The sequence below is a fragment of the Paenibacillus sp. sgz302148 genome, from assembly GCF_056120465.1.
In genome coordinates, this window is sequence record NZ_JBVYOJ010000001.1 from 284,662 (window position 1) to 303,988 (window position 19,327).

18 protein-coding genes, 1 pseudogene and 1 other annotated feature are annotated in these 19,327 nt (G+C 50.9%); of the genes and pseudogenes, 6 read left to right on the plus strand and 13 right to left on the minus strand.

The genetic code is table 11. The features are described from left to right. Positions 1–410: 410 nt before the first annotated feature. From AC0LWM_RS01400 to AC0LWM_RS01410, 3 genes and pseudogenes are all read right to left on the minus strand, one after another. Entirely contained in the window at positions 411–1,952 is a 1,542-nt protein-coding gene (locus AC0LWM_RS01400) for a 2-isopropylmalate synthase (RefSeq protein WP_474673112.1), read from the minus strand. Positions 1,953–2,049: 97 nt separating this feature from the next. After that, positions 2,050–2,287: a binding site (T-box leader), on the minus strand. Between the two features lie 62 nt (positions 2,288–2,349). Further along, a pseudogene (locus AC0LWM_RS01405) lies at positions 2,350–2,487 on the minus strand (winged helix-turn-helix transcriptional regulator); the annotation flags it as partial. A gap of 103 nt (positions 2,488–2,590) precedes the next feature. Next, entirely contained in the window at positions 2,591–3,850 is a 1,260-nt protein-coding gene (locus tag AC0LWM_RS01410) for an MFS transporter (RefSeq protein WP_474673113.1), read from the minus strand. Between the two features lie 178 nt (positions 3,851–4,028). Between AC0LWM_RS01410 and AC0LWM_RS01415 the strand changes: the two genes are divergently transcribed. Continuing rightward, the gene (locus AC0LWM_RS01415; RefSeq protein ID WP_474673114.1) at positions 4,029–4,610 is read left to right on the plus strand and encodes a TetR/AcrR family transcriptional regulator; all 582 of its coding nucleotides are present in this window, start codon (positions 4,029–4,031) and stop codon (positions 4,608–4,610) included. A gap of 127 nt (positions 4,611–4,737) precedes the next feature. Here the strand turns inward: AC0LWM_RS01415 and AC0LWM_RS01420 are convergent, their stop codons facing one another. From AC0LWM_RS01420 to AC0LWM_RS01440, 5 genes are all read right to left on the minus strand, one after another. Then, a complete protein-coding gene (locus AC0LWM_RS01420) occupies positions 4,738–6,246 on the minus strand; it encodes an MDR family MFS transporter (protein WP_474673115.1) in 1,509 nt (502 codons plus the stop codon). 15 nt (positions 6,247–6,261) lie between these two features. Then, complete coding sequence (locus AC0LWM_RS01425; RefSeq protein ID WP_474673116.1) at positions 6,262–6,843, minus strand: TetR/AcrR family transcriptional regulator; 582 nt, start codon at positions 6,841–6,843, stop codon at positions 6,262–6,264. A 116-nt stretch (positions 6,844–6,959) separates the two neighbouring features. Then, positions 6,960–7,853 (minus strand): SDR family oxidoreductase, encoded by an 894-nt coding sequence (locus AC0LWM_RS01430; protein ID WP_474673117.1) that lies wholly within the window; start codon positions 7,851–7,853, stop codon positions 6,960–6,962. Between the two features lie 192 nt (positions 7,854–8,045). Continuing rightward, a complete protein-coding gene (locus tag AC0LWM_RS01435) occupies positions 8,046–9,239 on the minus strand; it encodes an Acg family FMN-binding oxidoreductase (RefSeq protein ID WP_474673118.1) in 1,194 nt (397 codons plus the stop codon). Positions 9,240–9,241: 2 nt separating this feature from the next. After that, positions 9,242–9,862: a TetR/AcrR family transcriptional regulator gene (locus AC0LWM_RS01440; RefSeq protein ID WP_474673119.1), complete on the minus strand. Its 621-nt coding sequence runs from the start codon at positions 9,860–9,862 to the stop codon at positions 9,242–9,244. Positions 9,863–9,998: 136 nt separating this feature from the next. Here AC0LWM_RS01440 and AC0LWM_RS01445 point away from each other — a divergent pair, with 136 nt between their 5' ends. Continuing rightward, the gene (locus AC0LWM_RS01445; RefSeq protein WP_474673120.1) at positions 9,999–10,886 is read left to right on the plus strand and encodes an ATP-binding cassette domain-containing protein; all 888 of its coding nucleotides are present in this window, start codon (positions 9,999–10,001) and stop codon (positions 10,884–10,886) included. Beyond that, the gene (locus tag AC0LWM_RS01450; RefSeq protein WP_474673121.1) at positions 10,883–11,668 is read left to right on the plus strand and encodes an ABC transporter permease; all 786 of its coding nucleotides are present in this window, start codon (positions 10,883–10,885) and stop codon (positions 11,666–11,668) included. Before AC0LWM_RS01445 ends, AC0LWM_RS01450 begins: the two co-directional genes overlap by 4 nt. Positions 11,669–11,748: 80 nt before the next feature. Here the strand turns inward: AC0LWM_RS01450 and AC0LWM_RS01455 are convergent, their stop codons facing one another. Then, a complete protein-coding gene (locus AC0LWM_RS01455) occupies positions 11,749–12,549 on the minus strand; it encodes a TetR/AcrR family transcriptional regulator (RefSeq protein ID WP_474673122.1) in 801 nt (266 codons plus the stop codon). A gap of 180 nt (positions 12,550–12,729) precedes the next feature. On the opposite strand from AC0LWM_RS01455, the gene AC0LWM_RS01460 reads away from it, so the two are divergent. Both AC0LWM_RS01460 and AC0LWM_RS01465 read left to right on the plus strand, forming a co-directional pair. Further along, complete coding sequence (locus AC0LWM_RS01460) at positions 12,730–13,515, plus strand: AraC family transcriptional regulator (RefSeq protein ID WP_474673123.1); 786 nt, start codon at positions 12,730–12,732, stop codon at positions 13,513–13,515. A gap of 91 nt (positions 13,516–13,606) precedes the next feature. Beyond that, positions 13,607–14,254 (plus strand): TetR/AcrR family transcriptional regulator, encoded by a 648-nt coding sequence (locus tag AC0LWM_RS01465; protein WP_474673124.1) that lies wholly within the window; start codon positions 13,607–13,609, stop codon positions 14,252–14,254. 38 nt (positions 14,255–14,292) lie between these two features. Here the strand turns inward: AC0LWM_RS01465 and AC0LWM_RS01470 are convergent, their stop codons facing one another. Then, positions 14,293–15,045 carry a MerR family transcriptional regulator gene (locus AC0LWM_RS01470; RefSeq protein WP_474673125.1) on the minus strand — a complete coding sequence of 251 codons (753 nt, stop codon included), beginning with the start codon at positions 15,043–15,045 and terminating at the stop codon, positions 14,293–14,295. A 143-nt stretch (positions 15,046–15,188) separates the two neighbouring features. Here AC0LWM_RS01470 and AC0LWM_RS01475 point away from each other — a divergent pair, with 143 nt between their 5' ends. Beyond that, positions 15,189–16,412 carry an MFS transporter gene (locus AC0LWM_RS01475; protein ID WP_474673126.1) on the plus strand — a complete coding sequence of 408 codons (1,224 nt, stop codon included), beginning with the start codon at positions 15,189–15,191 and terminating at the stop codon, positions 16,410–16,412. A gap of 35 nt (positions 16,413–16,447) precedes the next feature. Here AC0LWM_RS01475 and AC0LWM_RS01480 read toward each other — a convergent pair whose 3' ends face one another. The 3 genes from AC0LWM_RS01480 to AC0LWM_RS01490 form a co-directional block, all read right to left on the minus strand. Beyond that, complete coding sequence (locus AC0LWM_RS01480; protein WP_474673127.1) at positions 16,448–17,407, minus strand: vWA domain-containing protein; 960 nt, start codon at positions 17,405–17,407, stop codon at positions 16,448–16,450. A gap of 131 nt (positions 17,408–17,538) precedes the next feature. Further along, positions 17,539–18,657, minus strand: a complete 1,119-nt coding sequence (locus AC0LWM_RS01485; protein WP_474673128.1) for an AAA family ATPase — start codon at positions 18,655–18,657, stop codon at positions 17,539–17,541. 19 nt (positions 18,658–18,676) lie between these two features. Continuing rightward, positions 18,677–19,156: a DUF6530 family protein gene (locus AC0LWM_RS01490; RefSeq protein ID WP_474673129.1), complete on the minus strand. Its 480-nt coding sequence runs from the start codon at positions 19,154–19,156 to the stop codon at positions 18,677–18,679. Positions 19,157–19,327: the final 171 nt, after the last annotated feature.

Genomic DNA, 19,327 nt, shown 5'->3' on the forward strand with positions numbered 1-19,327 from the left:
ACTTACATTTCCATCATCCTAAATAACGAAAACTTCTTCAAAATGACACATCATTGAGCAAATCGATGCATCGCAATAATCAAAAAAGCGGCCCTAAGGCCGCATTAATATCGCATTTTTTGTATTCCCCAAGGGGGTAAGGTCAGTATTTGTATTACGATTTGTGATACGCTTTCATGATTGTAATTTTTCCAACTCATGACATGTCATTATTTTTTTGCATGACAGCACTATTTTCCAATAAATTGAAAGCAAGCGTTTATGCAAGTACTCTAATTGTAATATGAATAATTCCTATCAAAACAGAATAAGAGGATAAAACCATATAGGGATATTATCGATCGAATGGGATAAATGTGCCAAACCGAACAAAAGGGACACCGGAAGATCCCGGAGTCCCTCTTTTCATGTTATGCCTGTAAGTCATTCCCCGCATCCAGCATAACGGCATTGATGCCGTTCAGAAAGGCGAGTGCGCTGGCTTTGATAATATCGGTATCCATCGCGCGTCCGGAATAGGTTTTACCCTCGTATTCGATGCGGATGTTAACCCGGCCGACGGCTTCTTTGCCTCGCGAAAGGCTGTTTATTTTGTAATCCTTCAGTTGTACGTCAATGCCTACCAGCGATTTGATGACGCCGTACAGCGCATCGATCGGGCCGTCGCCCACTGCACTGTCACGGATCGTTTCGCCGCCTTTCTTCAAAGCAACGGTAGCCGTCGGGAGCTGATCGTTGCTGATCACCTGGAACGACTCCAATTCGTACAAGTGATGGCTTGTTTGCGAAATTTCATGATGTTCGGTCACAAGATAGAATACATCGTGATCGTACACCTCTTTTTTGGCGTCGGCCAAGGCAAGGAACTTCTGGAACAGCTTCTCGAAATCTTCCGCATCTCCCGTTTCGAAGCCCATCTTCTCAACAGCGTTCTTGAAGGCGTGCCGGCCGGAACGGGCCGTCAAGATCAGCTCCATGCTGTCTACGCCGACCTCTTCGGGTGACATAATTTCGTAGACCTGCTTATCCTTCAGCAAGCCGTCCTGATGAATGCCGGAGGAATGTGCGAATGCGTTCTCGCCCGTAATCGCTTTGTTCACCTGAACGTCCAATCCTGTCAGATGGGTCAGCAGTCTCGACGTACGAAGCAGCTCCTGCGTATTGATATTCGTATGGCAGCCAAAATGGTTCTCGCGAACCTTAATCCCCATGACCACTTCTTCGAGCGAAGTGTTGCCCGCCCGTTCGCCCAAGCCGTTAATCGTTACTTCGACTTTCTCGGCGCCGTTCTTGATCGCGCTCAGCGTATTCGCCGTCGCGAGGCCCAGGTCGTTATGGCAATGAACGCTCAAGATGACGCTGTCGTTCAAGTTTTTGAGCCGATCGTTGATTTTCCGAATCAACTCGCCGAATTCTTCCGGCACGGCGTATCCGACCGTATCCGGCACGTTGATGATCGTCGCTCCGGCTTTGACGACGGCTTCGATCGTTTTCCACAAATATTCAAAATCCGACCGCGATGCATCCTCTGTCGAATATTGCACCTCGGACAGCAGCGTTTTCGCATATTTGACAGCATCCACGCCCATTTGCATAACAGCATCCTTCGAGCGGTTGAACTTTTTCTCCACATGAATGTTGGACGTGCCCAGCACGATATGGATAAAAGGATTTTGGGCAAGCTTGATGCTTTCGTATACGGCATCGATATCGTTTTTCACCGCGCGTGCCAATGCGGTAATCGATACGGTGTCGCCGGCAATGCGTGCGATCTCCTGTACGGAATGAAAATCACCTGCGGAAGAGGCGGGAAAACCCGCTTCGATCATATCGACACGAAGACGCTTCAATTGCTGGGCGAATTCGATTTTTTGATGTACGTTCAATTTGGCTCCCGGCACCTGTTCGCCGTCGCGCAAAGTCGTATCCAACACTATAATTTTTCGGGTCATATCCATTTCCTCCTATGCATGCTCAATAATTTATATATCAAGGTATCTCGTTGGTTAAACCCGGAATTTAACCAACAAAAAAACCCCGTCTCTAAAATCTAGAGACGAGGTTAACCCGCGGTACCACTCTAATTCATTTCCGAAGAAATGAGCTCATTCGATGGCCATCACCATCTATCCCTGTAACGGTGGAATTCCGTCTGACCCTACATGATGCTCATGTTCAGGCAGCTGTTCATAGACGAGTTCGAAATGATCGACGCTGCCGTTTCCCACCAACCAACGGCTCTCTGAAAGGTCTGTTCACTTCTACTATTTCTAATCGTAACATTTGGTTATCAATTAATGGCTATTATAGGGTACTGTTTTTGATTTGTCAACACTTTCTGAATTACATTTAACCTGCCGGTTCAATGCCTTCACCGCTTTTCCACTTAACGGCCCATTTCTCCATTTCCTTCAATGCGGTAAGAAAATCGCGGCCTTTTTCCGTTAACGAATATTCGACCGACACAGGCACCGTGGGAAATACCTCCAAATCGGATTAGCGGCCGCTTTCGTCAGCTTTAACTTGGGAAAAAAGCGTGCATTGCGCCAACCCGTATGAATTCGCGGGTCGTAGCCCAATTTGCCGGATATCACCTGCGGGTGACCGCCCAAAATAGCAAAGCCAACGCGCTGACCGAAGCGCCGAGCCAGCAGACCCCGACCCAACCGGCATGTGCGTAGACAACGGTCGAACTGATCGAGCCGGTCGCGCTGCCGATCGAATAAAAGATCATATACCCCGCCGTCAGACGGCTGCGTGCCTCGGGGCGGACAGCCAAAATCATCGACTGGTTGGTCACGTGCACGGCCTGCACCGCAAAATCAAAAGCGATGACGCCGGCGGCGAGCGCCCATAACGAATGTTCGGCCATGCCAATCGGCAGCCACGAGGCGACCAGCAGGCATAATGCGATGAAGGTCGTGCGCTGCCCCAATCCGCGGTCGGCCAGCCGTCCCGCTCTCGCGGCGGCCAGCGCCCCCGCTACGCCGGCCAAGCCGAACGAGCCGATGGCCGTATGCGAAAGCGCTAGCGGCGGCGCGCTAAGCGGCAGCACCAGCGACGTCCACAGGATGCTGAAGGCGGCGAAGATTAGCAAGCAAAGGACGGCGCGCACCCGCAAGATAGGCACCTCGACGAATAGCTGCAATACCGATCGCAGCAACTGCGGGTACGACATCGACACCTTCGATTGCGGGGAAGACGGCAGCACGCGGAATAACAAGATTGCCATGAGCAGGGTGACTACAGCAGATACAACGTAAACCGCGCGCCAACCGGCCAAATCGGCAATGATGCCGGCCGCCGTACGCGCCAGTAAAATTCCGGTGACGACGCCGCTCGTCACGAGTCCCACCGCGCGACCTCGATCCGCCGGACCGGCCAATGTCGCCGCATAAGCGACAAGCACCTGAACGACGACGGCAAGCAAACCGACCATCGCCATTCCCGCCAGCAGAAGGGCGCTGTTCGGCGCCATGCTCACAAGAGTCAGACCGACAACGGAGAGAAGCAGCTGACCGACGACAAGCCGGCGGCGATCGAGAAAATCTCCAAGCGGCACGAGGAAAAAAAGCCCCAGCGCATAACAAATTTGAGTCATCGTGATGATCTCGCCGACGTAGGGATGGCCGATGCCCAAGTCGTCCGCGATCGCATCCAGCAGCGGCTGGGCGAAATAAATGTTGGAGACGGCCAGCCCGCTGGCGGCAGTGAACAACAACGTGACGGAACGGGAGAGCGTCGGGGCATGCCCCGCGTCTGCCGTAACGCGCTCCTCGCTCTTGACTTTCGCCTCCTCCCCGGCTGAACTAGAGATAACGGTCGGTTGAAATTCTTCAAGCTTTTCCAACGATACCCCTCCTCAAAAGTAAAGAACATTTATTTATTTTTCATAACGTACCGATCGGTATGTTATATTGTCAAAAAATATATATTATCGTCAGCAATAAAGTCAATACATTTGACAAAAACACTAATAGAAACTTATGATAATAACATACTGAACGTTATGAAAAGAAGGTGAACCGATGGTGCGAATCCGAGAATTTGACGAGGGGAAAGCGCTCGAGGCGGCCATGCAGCTTTTCTGGGAGAAAGGGTACGAGGCAACTTCCATTAGTGATTTGACGGCCAGAATGGGGATCCAGCGCCCGAGCATCTATTCCGCTTTCGGAGACAAGAAGGAGCTGTTCGAGGCGGCGCTTCGCAACTACACGCAGCACCATGCAGCAAGCGCACGGACGCGGCTGCAAAAAGCGGCTTCCGCCAAGGAAGCGTTTCGTTCCTTTTTTGAAGGTATTGTCGCGGAGGAATATGCGGATGGACCGAGCCGGGGCTGCTTCTGCATCAATACGATGGTGGAGCTTGCGCCTCACGACGCAAAGTTCGAAGTGCTTACAAGAGAGCATCAAATGTATTTGGCCGCCATTTTCCAGGAAACAATCGAACGGGGCATCCGATCGGGCGAGCTTCGTCATGATCTCGACGCGACGGCAGTGGCCCAAACGCTCGTCGTATCGTTGATCGGCCTTACGGTGCTGATGAAATCCCGTCCCGACCGGTCTTTTATCGACAATGCGGTCAACATGACGCTTACTCTGCTTCTATAAACGTGCCGTCCAGACAAACAAACAAGGGCTGCCCGACAACGATAACACAACGATATCGTTCGAATCGTAGCACCCCTTGCTTTATTGAGTCTAAATTACGCTAACATTACGATAAACGAAACCGCCTTTAGCTTGCGACGGCCGCCGGCTCCGCTTCCTGCTGTGGCGTCAGCACTTCCTTCTTCATGAACCAGCAGATGACAAACGCCGCCGCGGCGAAAATCGCGCCGATCAGGAACATGAACTGGAACGCTTCTGCGAACACTGTTTTGATCTGTTCGATGAGCCCTGCCGATAATCCGGCCGGAATGCCGCCGTTCATGATCGACTCCGACGTCCCGGCCGGGAACTGGCCGGATAATCCGGCAATGCCGCCGTGAATGTTGCGGGAGAGCAAGCTGCCGAAAATGCTGAATCCAAGCGTGGCGCCAAGCGACTGGAACAGCTGCACCGTTGCGACGCCTACTCCCGTGTGCTCTTTGTCAACCGTTTCCTGCACGATCAGATTATCGCTGCCGAACAGTACTCCGATGCCAAGGCCTAGAATGAAGAAGGCGACGATAATATAGAGGACGGTCGTGCTCACATTGATTTGAGACAATACGATGTAACCGACAATCGGCAAAACGAACGAGGTGACGAACAAATATTTGTAGGCGATCTTCGTAATTAGAAACCCGCACAAGATGCTGGCGGGGATCGCCCCGGCCATAAAGGCAAGCGTGAGGTATCCGGAAGCGGTAGGCGATAAGCCCATCACGTTCTGGGCGAAAAATGGAAATCCGGACATGCCTCCCATGACGCCAAGCATCGTAACGAAAACGATAAGCGACAACACGACTACCGACCGATTGCGGAACAAAGCGAGCGGAATGATCGGCTCCTTCGCTTTGGATTCGATGCGAACGAACAAGACGATCAGAATTGCAGACAAAATAAGCAAACCGATGACGATCGGAGACGACCACGTATAACCGGCGACGTCGATCAGAACCGGCGCGAACAGCAGCGACAGCATGGCAAGAACGAGCGTGCTCGCTCCGGCCCAGTCGATCGATTTTTTCTCCGTGCTGACCGTTTCGCGCAAGCCTTTGGCGACGAAGAAAGCCGCGACCAAACCAACCGGAATGTTGATCAGAAAAATCCAGTGCCAATTGATATGGCTGACAAAATATCCGCCGATCGTCGGACCGATCAACTGCGGCAAAATCAGCATCGGACCGACCATGCTTTGCACCTTCGCCCGCTGCTCCAGCGGAAACGAATCGCCGATAATAATCATTGCGAGCGGCATGAGTCCTCCTGCTCCAACGCCTTGAACGGCTCTTCCGACCAGCAGTGCGGTCATCGAGTCTGCAAATCCGCATACAATCGAGCCGGTCATGAACATCGCGACACAAATCAAGTAAATCCGTTTGCGGCCATACAAATCGGCCAGTTTGCCGAAAATCGGCATGAAGATCGTAATCGACAGCATATAGATTCCCGCGACCCAGCCGAACAGCGCCAAGCCGTGCAAATCGCGAATGATGGTCGGCAGCGCCGTCGATACCGCCGTTTGATCCAGCTCGGAGAAGACGAGCCCCAGCAGCAATCCGATCATGATTAATGTTTTGTTCGTCGTTTCTTTTTTCACTTGTGTCCCTACTCTCTAAGTTTGGTTTGGTTTGACAAGCAATCGCATCATAAAATCGGCACTCGGCCGCTTGTAGTCTTCAATATCGACCGTTTGCAGGTTCATCAGCCCCGTGATCGCGGTCAAATACCACATGGCCAGCTCCCACGGATTGCCGTCTATGAATTGCCCCGCCTCTTGTCCCGCGGCAACGATGGATGCCAGATGGTGGATCATAACCGACGAATCGTAGCTTTTCGTCAATTGCTCGACTTCCTTCGGCAAATCGTTCGCCGACATGACCTGCTGCATCAAAATAAAATGATGGTTATCCTCCTGCAAAATTTCGTTCGACAAAACACGTACCTTTTCTAAGGGCGTTCCCGGCATACTCCGGATCAGATCGAACGCTTCGTTGGATCCGTCGATTGCGTCTTTCACCAGTTCCTCCAAAATTTCGTCCTTCGACTTGAAATACCGGTACGACAACCCGTCACTAATATGCGCTTCCTTGGCGATCATGCTCATTTTCGTGCCGATTAGGCCGTTCTGCGCGAATACTTTAAGCGCCGCCCGTTTGATCTGGTCCCTGCGTTCGTCTTTGGAATCCATCTTCATGGTTAAAAATCCTCCGTTTATTCGTGAGTGAATAATTCATTCATTTTTCATGTATACGATGATATCCACTCTGGAACGTTTTGTCAACCTTCGTTAAGGATTAAATCATATCCCCTTCATCTTTGCCGAATCTGTGCCTCGCTCACCTCCCATAACCGCTTTGCCGCATTCCGGTCCTTGGCGGCTTCCGACGTGACACCGCGTTGCAAATCCCTATAATAGTGACCGCTCGATGCGTTCATTTCGTCCGATTCCGCCAGCCATACCAATGTTTCCGCCCCTTGCTCAGGCGTTCGGGAAAACCGTCGCATGACCGCCATCGTCAATCGCGCCAGCCAGCCGTTATTTTGATTGAAGTTTGTTGCAACAAGCCCCGGATCGTAACAGGCTGCGGTAACCCCGGTTCCGTCAAGACGTCTTCCCAATTCCGCGGTAAACATGACATTGGCCAGCTTCGTTTCGCCATATCGCAAACTGGCGCCGCCAAAGAGAATACGCGGGAAACTGTATAGCTTCGCGGCGTTTAGATCATCGAAGCGGATGCCGTCGCGGGCCATCTTGTGCCCATGGGATGCGGTTGTAATCACACGGGCGCGTCCGTTCTCCTTCATCCGGTCCAGCAGCAGCGTCGTCAGCAGGAACGAAGCCAGATGATTCACCGCCCAGGTCATCTCGATTCCTTCTTCGGTGAACTTGTGCGAATCATACATAGCTCCGGCGTTGTTGATCAGGATATCGATTCCGGGCCATCTGTCCAGAATATCCGCCGCTACCCGGCGAACGGACTGTTGGGAAGCCATGTCTCCCAAGAACACATCCACGCGGACTTGTTCGCCGGCGAATGCTCTAATTTGCTCCACGGCTTCTTTCGCCTTTGCCTCATTACGAGCGACGATCCCAAGATTAGCGCCTAGCCGCGCGAGCTGTTTGGCGGCAGCCAGCCCAATGCCGCTGGTCGCTCCCGTAATGACGATAAATTTGCCTTCGACAGTTGATTTGCTTGTATTCATGATGGCATTTTCTCCTTTTCGACATTTGAGTGAATGATTCATTCATTTATTAATTGAATCATATTCGAGTTCGCTTTTGTTGTCAATCATTTTTTTAAAAAGGTGCCATAGCACTTAAGAAATAAAGACTCCAGCCCCACTGTAACAGTGGTATTGGAGTCTTTGTTCAAGTTTTGGGATGAGGCGCCCGAATCAAACTGTCTGTTGAAAGCCTGCCAACACGACTTCTTCCGCAGGACGTCTAGGACTCGCCAATGCTTCGCTTAAGGGGTAGCCTATACGGAACGTGAACACTCCCTCATCGCCGGGGGCTTGAATTAAGTTCTCCAGCGCTTGCCCAATTTCCGGCTTGAGTCCCAGCTGCAGCTCACGATCTTGCCTCTCATGCGGCTGATTCAACGGCTGCATCGCCAGCCCGTTCTTGGCCGCCCATAGATGCATTCGCTGCCATGCCATACCGGCTTGCAGCAATTGTACGCGATCCGATTGATTATGTACGAGTAGAGTGCCGAATGCGGATGCGGTAGGCACATGCTGCTCCTTGGTCATTTTCAGCCAATATTCATTCGAGGTTTTCTCTGAGATCGGCAGCATTTTCCCGAAAAATCGAGTCAACCCGGAATTGCCTGTCGCATCCATAGAAGTCCCGTCTTTTCGCAGTTGAAGCTCTTCCCAATCGTGTCGATACCATTTGTGGCTGTCGCCTGCTTGCCGTTTATCGGCAATGATGGCTTCCGTTGCTCGAACGATGATGTTCCCCATTTCTTCCTTCCTGTGGGAATCGGCGAACCAAACAAGCTTGGTGTCAGGCAAATCCATGCTTAGCTGCTCCAACTGCCGCAGCACCATGGCGTCCACGTTCTTAGCGGTATCATACGCCGATCGATTCGTATGCCGCGACCCGATCGCATGAAACAACTCCGAAGGTGCAGACTTTCCTTGCGCGAGCGAAATCGTAGCCACCTGAATCTGGCCCAGTCCGCCCGGGTATAATTTCAATTCTAGTTCATATCCATTAGCATGTGCCGCGATGATTAGATTTTCGATCGCACACCCCAAACTGATATGCATTTCTCGATAATATGGATCCATGGCGCCGATATTACGCGACACATCCGCAAACACATCGATTTCTCGCCCGCGAATTCTGTATAACCACGGTTGCGTATTATGAGCGCTTGCCGCGAGAATAGAAGCTTTGATCAACTTGAAAAGCGGGTCCGCTCCTTCCTCTTCCTCCATCCAGTCATGCCAGGGCTCGTAGGCAGCCCCTTCTCCTGTCGAGAACCCGCCTTGGTCGATGGCTCGGATAAAACCGCCGGCGGTTACGACGGCAAGAGCTGCCGCAGCTCCTTTCAGAAAACCTCTTCGAGACAATAACGCCATCGTTATTCAGCTCCTTCAGGATGATTGGCCAAATAAGGCAAAAGAATGGCCCAAATGAGCTCCACACCTTCCGAGAATTTCGCCGGGGTGACCGTTTCGCCGTTCATTTCCAAAAAGGCAAGCCAGTTGCCTGCGACGATCCAGCAAGACGTTAACAGTTTGCGAAGCTGCTCGCTACCGTGAGGAAAATGCAGTACTCCGTCTTGAACAAAGCGGCCGACAAAAGCTTCTTGGTCCGCTAATCTACTGTTCATCATCTGCAAATGCTTTTGTTTTAGCGCTTCATCCGATAGCAGCAGCACGATCGCTTCCCGGTAAAAAAAACGAAAGTCCCACAAAATCTCGAAATTCGCCATCAAGCGGCCGCGCAAATGTTCTTGTGTCAGCCGCACATCATGATCAATGGACCACACCGGACTCCATTTCGCATACATTTGATCGAGAATGGCCCCAACGATCTCCTCTTTGTTGTGAAAATGATAATACAAGTTGCCCGGACTGATCCCGGCTGCGGCTGCGATATGATTCGTCGACACTTTGCCTGTCCCTTGCTCATTAAATAATCGAATAGCCGTTTCAATGATTCGTTCTTTGGCACCCACTCCGTTTACACGCCCTCTCATTTAGAGTAATTACTCTAATTTTAAAATAGGGTTCGTTTCACGTCAAGCACACGCTAAATTCTTGTTGCAGGTATATTGCGTATTGTATATACTGTTTATTAAATACACTGTTAATATTTTGAAAAGGAGAACTACGATGAATCAGTTTGCTGTTGAAGTCAAAGGACTGCGCAAAAAGTTCGGCGGCCATACGGTGCTGGACGGGATCAATCTCGCCGTGCCGGCAGGCACCGTCTTCGCCCTGCTTGGCCCAAACGGCGCCGGGAAGACGACACTGATCCACATTTTATCGACGCTGGTGAATCCCGACGAAGGATCCGTTCGAGTTGCGGGGCATGATGTCGTTGCCGAGAAGAACAAGGTCAAGCAATCGATTAGTCTGACCGGACAATTCGCCGCAGTCGACGAAGTGCTGACCGGCGAAGAAAATCTGCGAATGATGTGCAGGCTTTCCGGTTTGACGGCTGCCGATTCGGCTGATCGGACGAACGCGCTGCTGGAGCATTTCGACCTTGCGGCGGCGGCCAAGAAACGGGTCAGAACGTATTCGGGCGGCATGCGCCGTCGGCTCGATCTTGCGATCAGTCTTGTCGTCGGAAGGCCGGTGCTGTTCCTCGACGAGCCTACCACGGGGCTTGATACGATAAGCCGCCGCACATTGTGGGACAGCATCCTTCGGTTGCGGGAGCAGGGAATTACGGTCTTTCTCACGACACAGTACTTGGAAGAGGCGGATCAGTTAGCCGACCTGATCGCGGTCATTGACGGCGGGCGTGTCGTAGCGACAGGAACGGCCGCGGAGTTGAAATCCCGCCTGGGCGGCGAAGTCATTGAACTGCACAACGCGCATGAAGAGCTGATCCGAACCGTACCCACTACTGGCAGCATCGCCGACATCCGCCATACGCTGAATGAGCTCGCCCTTCAAGTTCCGCCGGATACACGGGTGAGCATCCGTAAACCTAGCATGGACGATGTCTTTCTCGCGCTTACGTCCAAAGAATTGGAGGAATCCATCTCATGACAACCCCGCTTCCAGGCAAATCGGCTTCCGTTGTCGTCACGAACGCCGTCTTTATCGGACGAAGTCTACGTCATAGCATACGAAATATCGAATCGTTGATGATGGCGATCATGCTGCCCGTCATGCTGATGCTGTTGTTTACCTATGTATTCGGCGGCGCAATCGATCCGAGCGGCAATTACGTGGACTATGTCGTGCCGGGAATCATTCTGCTATGTGCCGGCTTCGGTTCGTCCAGCACCGCGGTTGACGTAGCTCAAGACATGACAAACGGCATCATTGACCGGTTTCGAACGATGCCGATCCGAAGCCTTAGCGTTGTTACCGGGCATGTTGTCGCCAGCCTCGCACGCAATCTGCTTGCAACAGCCGTTGTTTTTGGCGTCGCCTTGCTCGTAGGCTTCCGGTCTTCCGCCGGAATCTTGGAATGGCTTGGGGCATTAGGAGTCATCATCCTGTTCATTCTTACGTTCACTTGGCTGTTCGCAGCCATCGGATTGGTTACGGCCAGCCCGTCGGCGGCGTCAGGATACGGATTTATTCTGCTGTTCCTTCCCTACCTGTCCAGCGCATTCGTCCCGACCGCCACAATGCCAACCTGGCTGCAGGGCGTTGCAAATCACCAGCCGATCACGCCGGTCATCGAAACGATTCGCGGACTCCTTACCGGAACCCCGCTGCATGACAGCGCAGGCTGGGCCATCGGCTGGTGTACCGCGATCCTGCTCCTATCCCTCGCATGGAGCGTATGGGCTTTTCGCCGCAAAGCGGGGCGCCGTTAAAACTTCCCTTTCATCAAAAAAGAACAGCGACTCGATTTCCATCGAATCGCTGTTCTTTTATTATTTGCGCAACTCAGTATTCATTCGGCATCCGGCTTGCCAGACAATTTCGTGGATAAGTAATGCTCGATCCCGTCAAGAATCCGCTCCAAGCCAAAATCGAAATCGTCCCCGACCGGATTTTCGTCCTCTTTTTCGCCCGTATAGACACCGGAAATGACAAACGGATATAGGTCCGGATAACGATCCGGCTTGACCAACTTCTTCAATGCCGCGCTATAGTTGAGACCGTTGATGGAGTTCGGGCTTGTTCCTGCTAGAATGGCCCGGTGGAAATCCCGTCGAATGATGCCAACCGACCGGGAATAACTGCTTAACAGCAGCAATACCGACATTTTCTCAAAATCGTTCAGTTGAAAATCGCGCATGGACCGAAGTACCCAATCGACAATTTGCAGATTATTCGGCGCAATGGGAATGCCGGAGACCGGTATGTCGCCAAACCAAGGATGATCGCAAAAAACTTGAGCGCAAACCCGAACATATTCCCGCATGCTCTCTCTCCAATCCGCACCGGGTCTTTCCGGAGGAATCGGAACCGCGCTTATGGCGTCCTGCATCAGGAACAGCAGGTCGTCCTTGCTGGAAATATACCGGTAAAGGGACATCGTCGTAAAACCTAACGAGGAAGCAACCCGATTCATCGAAACAGCGGCAAGCCCTTCCTTGTCGGCAATCGCGATGGCGGCATCAACGATCTTGGAGATGCTGAGCTCGCCCTTCGGCCCTCGTGTCGGTTGTTTGGCCAATCCCCAACTGAGCTTCGCCCCATTCGGCAAATGAATGAATGCTTCATCATCAAGATGTTCATTGTTCTGCATTACATGGTCTCCCCCGTCACGATCATCTCTATGAGAAATTGTTTACTTCATAAACAGTATATCACAAGTGATCATTCTCCAATATTTTAACACATTATGGATTGTTTATTTCATTGTCCTGTTATAATAGTCTCAGTATATTTGAATCTAAGATCATGTTCGAGAGGAAGTGCTGGGAAGATGACAGGCCGAGTGTCCGAAATTGATGAAGTAATCGCATATATTCATAGGCATATCGATGAACCGCTCCCGCTTTCCCGGCTAGCCGGTCATGTCGCTTATAGTACGTATCATTTTTCGCGCATCTTTAAAGAAAGGATCGGCCTTTCTCCTCTTTATTATGTTTCTTCGTTGCGCTTGCAGAAGGCCAAAGAGCTGCTGCTCCACACCAATTGGAGCATTCGTGACATTGGGCTGGAAATCGGACAGCAAAGTCTCGGCACCTTCACTACTCGATTCACCGAAAAAGTAGGCGTAACGCCGCTCGCCTTTCGTAATTCCGCATTCAAAGCAGAAAGTCATATATCCTCATTGCAAAAGCTTACCGAACTGCAACCATCGCGGCTCGCCTCCAATCCGCATGCCAGAATTGAAGGAACCGTCCGCTCGGAGATTCCTTTCCAAGGCTTTGTTCTGATCGGCCTGTTTGCCAAACCGATTCCCGAAGGACTTCCTTTATACGGAACGATCTTGACTTCTTTGGGTGATTTTTGCTTCACGAACGTCAAGCCAGGTATTTATTATCTCATGGCGACTTCCGTTTCGTGGGGAACACAGCCCATGGATATTCTGCTTCCTCACTCCACCTTGCGCACCCGATCGAAAGAACCGATCGTAGTCGGATCCGCATCTCCCGTCCCTTATCAGCAGGTCAAGCTGTATGCTCCGCGACTGGATGATCCTCCGATTCTGATTTCTCTCCCTTTATTGGTTCATAATTTCATGAAAAGGCTGCCTCGAAGATAGAGGTTCTTTCCAATATTAGTTGTGCGACGGATTCATTATCGTTATAATTATCGATTGACATCCAAATCAAATAAAAAAGGGGAATCATGCATTGTCTCCTCGAACGAAAGAACAAAACGAAGAAATTCGCAAACAGCGGAAACAGGAAATTTTGCAGGCGGCTATTCAAGTTTATGTGGAAAAAGGCTACGCCGCATCCGAGATGAGCGATATCGCAGACCGGGCAGGGCTGGCTCATGGACTCGTTTATTACTATTTCAAAAATAAGAAAACGTTATTTCGCGAGCTTTACGAATACATGATGGAACAATCCAGAAGCTTTACAAAGGCTTATTTCGAAAATGAGGGGCCAATCTATGATCTGTTCAAAGGTTACGCCTTGATCGTTTGCGAACGTGTCATGGATAACCCTGCACTTTCGCGTTTTTATGCGCGGATCAGCCTGGATCTGCATCATTTGTACACGCCGGATGAAATATCGCCGTTCGCCTGGGTCAAAAATTTCATGCTTCCAATGACTGAAGCAATCGAAAACGGGATGCGCCAAGGCGCGATCCAGCAAGGCGACGCCGGTCTGATGGCCATGCAATTCTGGGGCTCCGTATCCCAGGGCATGAATTATTTGGATCAGGTGCAGCAAGAGCTTATGGAGCGCGGCATTCCGGAGGCGGAGACGAAGGAACAATTACAGAAAGTATTGGATCAAGTCGTCGAGTCGTCCGTTTCGTTGTTCAAATGACAAAAGCTCCGCTTGATGGCGGAGCTTTACTGTTCATATTACGGATGATCGGCTGCGAACGACTCGGCCGCCGCGGACAAATAATAAGCAAGACCTGTCTGTTGGTCTTCCAGCATGCGCAAATGAAATTCATCTTGCAGGAAAAAACGTGCTTGCGAGGCAAAATCGGCTGCTGACGTTTGATGTCCGTGTTCATTCAAGAAATCCAGATGACTGCGAATCAATTGGCGGACATGCGCGTCATTTTGCTTCAAACCTTTCCTCAAGGCTTCCGCTATCTCTTTCATGAATAGCATGGCTTCTTTCGCCTGTTCGTTCATCGCCATCACATCGATGGGGTTATCGCCGATGATATCGACATCGTAGGTTTTTTTCAAATAATCATTTTGCTCCTCAAGAGCCTCTATCCACTCTTCCGCGCCTTCAAACCCCGCAAACATGTCCTGCGGATCCATCGATTCATTGTTCTCCATAGACGCGATCGATTTTTGCAATGTTCGGATGATGTTCTCAAGCCTCTCTTTGCGAGCCAGCAACTGCTTCTCTTGCTCGAATAGAAGAGCTCTCCGATCCGGCACGCCATCCATCAGTTTCTTGATTTCCGGAAGCGGGAAATCCATTTCCTTGTAGAACAATATCTGCTGCAAACGTTCAAGTTCTTTTGTTCCATACAATCGATAGCCCGCTTCGCTAATTTCGTAGGGCACAAGAAGACCAATCTTGTGGTAATGATGAAGCGTCTTGATTGTAACCTTGGATAATGACGATACCTCTTTGACCGTATATAGCATGCTGTCCCCTCCTTCTCTCTATAGTCTAAAGTCTTCCCTAAGAGGAGTGTCAAGACAATTCGGGCTAAAAATAACGTTTGACCGTTACCTAAGAGGAGGTCTTATGCTAAGTCCGAAATGACATTAGAGAGGAGTCCGTTCGTATGGTCAGTTCCCTTCAAGTTTTTCAAAACCGCTTTATCCGCGCCATTATAATTTCCAATTTGTTTTCTCAATTCGGAATTTGGATCCGCAATCTCGCCGTTCTTATGTATGTTATGGACATGACGCAAGGTGACGCATTTGCCGTATCTCTCATTTCCGTTGCCGAGTATGCGCCGATCTTTATCTTTTCATTTGTCGGCGGCGTGTTCGCAGACCGATGGCGCCCGAAACGCACGATCGTTTGGTGTGAATGGTTAAGCGCGATATCGGTCTTTATCGTTTTTGCTGCGCTTGAATCCGGATCATGGCAGGCCGCCTTTTTCGCCACCTTCTGTTCTTCCATCTTGTCGCAGTTCGCCCAGCCTTCTGGCATGAAGCTGTTTAAAATCCACGTTCACGATGATCATGTGCAAATTTGCATGTCCATCCTGCAAACTCTCTCCGCCCTATTTATGATTGTCGGACCCATCTTCGGAACGATTGCGTATCAGCAGTTGGGCATTGAATTTGCGATGCTGTTGACCGGCATATCGTTCATGCTATCCGCTGTCGCGATGCTGTTCCTGCCTGCCGATCCAAGCCGAGCGGAGCTTCATGCAGAGGATCGGGTTAAGTTGCTGCGAGAGATGGCAGATGGCATTCGTTATGTCATGCTCAATCGAGAGCTTCTGTGGTTGAATCTATGCTTCATGCTGGTGGGATTGGGCGTGGGTCTGATATCTCCGTTAAGCATTTTCGTGATTACGGAGCGCTTGGGGTTGTCTGCACAAGATTTGCCATGGATCACTGTACCTTACGGCGCAGGCGAGATCATCGGAGGAATCGCAGCGTTTATGCTCGCCGCGAAGATTCCCCCGCTACGATTGCTCATGATTGGCTTGCTCGCGGACGGCATCGGCATCCTCATCATCGGATGGTCGTCTGCACTGTGGCTTACGATGGCCGCGCAATTCTTCATTGCGTTGTTTCAGCCCGCCATCTTCGTCGGAAACACCACTTTAGTCATGCAGCGCACGGAACAAGCTTATGTCGGCCGAGTTACCGGAATACGTACCCCGCTCATGACCGGCTCCATGCTGCTTATGACGAGTCTTGCCGGCGTATTTAAAAACTCAATATCGCTCACGTCTGTATATACGCTGGCCGGATTCAGCTTTGTCGCCGGATTATTGATCATTGTTCCGCTCGTACGCGGATCCGTTCATTTGCCGAGCACAGATTAAGAACATGAACGAATCCCGGTCCGATGCGGAACATCTTACAAATACCGGGCGATAATCCGCACCAGCTTGGCAGGGAGCTCGTTCAGATCCGTAATATCGAGAAACCTCTCGCTCCCATAAATTTGACCGATGACATCCTTGTCTTGGCCGATGGCGGCCGCTAAAAATACGATTCCTTTCCGTTCATATTCGGCGATCGTCGTCTGCATGTCCCGGGCTGCATAACTTCCGGTATAGTTGTCCATTGCTTTCGGTTGCCCGTCGCTTATGCTGATCAACAGCTTGGTCATCTGCGGCGCAGCCGTTAATCGATCGGCAATTATGCGCAGTGCCATCCCGTCGCGGTTGTTGCTTCTGCCGCGAATCCCCATCAGCCGATATCGGTCATTGGAATCTACTTTCTGGTAATCTGCATAGGCATAAATTGACATTTGCTCCAATTTGGAAACATCTGCGGTATCCCCGTAAATCAGGACCGGAATGCCGCACATTTGACAAAATTCATAAACGGCGATGACCGCGCGTTTCGCGGCTTCCAATCTCCCGAAAGCCGACATTGACGCCGATTCGTCAACTCTTACGCCAACTACGAGGGAAGGCGATTCGGACGGAGGGCGTTTTTTGGCAAAATATTTGAAATCCCGGTAGGCAACGCTATCCGCTTGAAACTTGCTGCCGTAAACATGATTCCTCGCAAATTCGGATGAAACCTCATGCTCCAACAGCGGAAGCGTCTTTCTGGCAATTTCCCGTACGACCGGCATAAGCTCCTTGCTAAGGCCGACATATTCCTGCCCGTTTGCCGTCGTGTAATCCGGACGGTGAACAATGAGTTTAACTCCCTTATGAACGGAGTCCGATACAACCTTCCTGGCATCATGATTCAGCTTTTTGCGGAATTCCCGCTCCCGCTGCTTCGCATCCTCAGGCACAGGTTCGGGACGAGACTGATGATATTGGGGAGTTCCATCCTCGAAGCGATTCGAACTTTTCATTTCCGTGGCATCGGAAACATGGGAAGAACTATCGTCGCTGTCCGCAGATTTTTGTAAGGCAATCCCTTCTTCCGCGGCCTTGTTGTCGTGCTCGAATCCGCGATCGTCGATCTGTCCGCTTGTCGTTAGCTCTATGGCGTCAGACGGTCTTTTTTTTTTGCCTCAAGCTGCTCAATTCCATCCAGAGCCGTCAATAAACCGCGGCTGCGCAACGCTTCTTCCAATATTCCGATTTCATCGGAATCCGTCGTTATTTTGTAGATCACTTTATGATAAAGGGATTCCCGCGCGGAAGCACCTCCGGCAACCGCATCGGTCCAATAGAAAAAAGATCGCATGCCCGCTACGCCTTTGATGGCGTTAGCCCGGGCCGTTTGGTCCAGAACGATAATGACATCGGCCAAAATATCCAGCACCTGTTGATCCGAATAACCGGTTTTGGCAACCGCTCGTTCGATCATGACCTCTTTGGTCGGCAGGTCCATCTTCTCCGTGTGCTGAACCCTGTCCCGCAGCGCTTCGTTCAGCGGTCTGGACCCCGCATAGCTGCGGTTTGTCGTAATAACCGCGACGAAGTCCGGGTGTCTTCGTATGATTTCCGTGGGCAGATTGATGCTGCCGTCCAGCTCCAACGCCGAGTTCAGTGCCATTAATACCGCGGCATCCCGGATCACGGTTGGCTCTTGAATTTCGAGCAGATAACCTTGTCGATAGGCTCTAACGATTTCGGACGGATAAAATCGGTATTCGACCGCTTCGTTCTCGTTATTATCCGCAACTTGCTTCAGCAGCTGCTTCATCTTGGAGGCGGCCTGCTCCTGCGTAAGGCCGAATGCGTCCATCAATATTTCCGATGCGCTTCGAAATCCGTCACTGTCGTATAATGCTTTCAGCATGTTCTGGTCCTCGGACTCCATCTTCTCCAGTCTTTCCGAAGAAATGACCGGCAGTATTGCGCCGATAACGTCCGATTTATCCATATCGGCAAAGCAGGTCACTTTCGTATAAGGCAACCCCAAATTAGCCGACAATGCTTTGGCAAGCTGTGTTTTGCCCGAACCGGCGTCGCCCTCCAGCAGGATGTTGGCGATTTTCATTTCCCCGCGGTTCCAGTTACGCTTGATTTCATGACATATGCGCCGTTCTTCTTCGCTAACCTTATGGGATAACGGTTTTTCCCAGACGAGGCCTTGTTCTGCATCCGTCAGTTGTCTTGCGGGGGACACATAAAATTCATCCCGAATATACACTTTCTTCTCCTCCTAACGATCAATATCCCATTTCTTCTAACAGCCGGGACAACACCCGCAGCCGCTCTCCGATCATTTCGCCGTCATCGCTCAGCGCTTGGGAGAACAGCTTAATATCGTCATCAATCATCGGATTATCCGTACATACGGAGACGCTCATCGCATCCCCCTGCAGCCCGATACGGTCGATCATGGCGTTCTCGGGGTCATACAGCTTCGGAAAACGATAGGCATCCTGAAAATACAAGCTGCTTCTGCAAATCAAGATAGCAAGGTCAAGCACGCGGTGCATCGGCAGCTCTTCCGATTGGCGGGACCATTTCTCCCCGGTATAACGCCATACTTTGGCGGAAATATCCAGTTTCCCTCGATCGTTCCACTGCGCAAGTCCAAGCGAAAGCCCCTTGGCATCCGTATTGCCCGCTTTCCGGCCGTCAATCTGCTCATAATTTTCAGATACGACAACAGGCTTATGTTTTAATGACGTTGGAATTTTCATTTTGGCAAACCCTCCGAACTTTCGGTTTATTAAATTACTAATTTACTAATTTACTAAATCACTTAATCAGTACTATATTGTAAAATGCAGTAAAAGTCAACGGCCTGCTTTCTGCGAAAAAATAAAAACCGCGCAGGACTACGCGGTTTCGACAAATTTAATTATTATGAG

Bases quoted from the DNA above. Each gene is read 5' to 3' on its own strand.
- AC0LWM_RS01450 (WP_474673121.1), top strand. From the start codon at position 10,883: ATGACAACCCCGCTTCCAGGCAAATCGGCTTCCGTTGTCGTCACGAAC.
- AC0LWM_RS01425 (WP_474673116.1), bottom strand. From the start codon at position 6,843: ATGAAGATGGATTCCAAAGACGAACGCAGGGACCAGATCAAACGGGCG.
- AC0LWM_RS01445 (WP_474673120.1), top strand. From the start codon at position 9,999: ATGAATCAGTTTGCTGTTGAAGTCAAAGGACTGCGCAAAAAGTTCGGC.
- AC0LWM_RS01430 (WP_474673117.1), bottom strand. From the start codon at position 7,853: ATGAATACAAGCAAATCAACTGTCGAAGGCAAATTTATCGTCATTACG.
- AC0LWM_RS01480 (WP_474673127.1), bottom strand. From the start codon at position 17,407: ATGAAAAGTTCGAATCGCTTCGAGGATGGAACTCCCCAATATCATCAG.
- AC0LWM_RS01490 (WP_474673129.1), bottom strand. From the start codon at position 19,156: ATGAAAATTCCAACGTCATTAAAACATAAGCCTGTTGTCGTATCTGAA.
- AC0LWM_RS01435 (WP_474673118.1), bottom strand. From the start codon at position 9,239: ATGGCGTTATTGTCTCGAAGAGGTTTTCTGAAAGGAGCTGCGGCAGCT.
- AC0LWM_RS01475 (WP_474673126.1), top strand. From the start codon at position 15,189: ATGGTCAGTTCCCTTCAAGTTTTTCAAAACCGCTTTATCCGCGCCATT.
- AC0LWM_RS01440 (WP_474673119.1), bottom strand. From the start codon at position 9,862: ATGAGAGGGCGTGTAAACGGAGTGGGTGCCAAAGAACGAATCATTGAA.
- AC0LWM_RS01400 (WP_474673112.1), bottom strand. From the start codon at position 1,952: ATGACCCGAAAAATTATAGTGTTGGATACGACTTTGCGCGACGGCGAA.
- AC0LWM_RS01415 (WP_474673114.1), top strand. From the start codon at position 4,029: ATGGTGCGAATCCGAGAATTTGACGAGGGGAAAGCGCTCGAGGCGGCC.
- AC0LWM_RS01455 (WP_474673122.1), bottom strand. From the start codon at position 12,549: ATGCAGAACAATGAACATCTTGATGATGAAGCATTCATTCATTTGCCG.
- AC0LWM_RS01470 (WP_474673125.1), bottom strand. From the start codon at position 15,045: ATGCTATATACGGTCAAAGAGGTATCGTCATTATCCAAGGTTACAATC.
- AC0LWM_RS01460 (WP_474673123.1), top strand. From the start codon at position 12,730: ATGACAGGCCGAGTGTCCGAAATTGATGAAGTAATCGCATATATTCAT.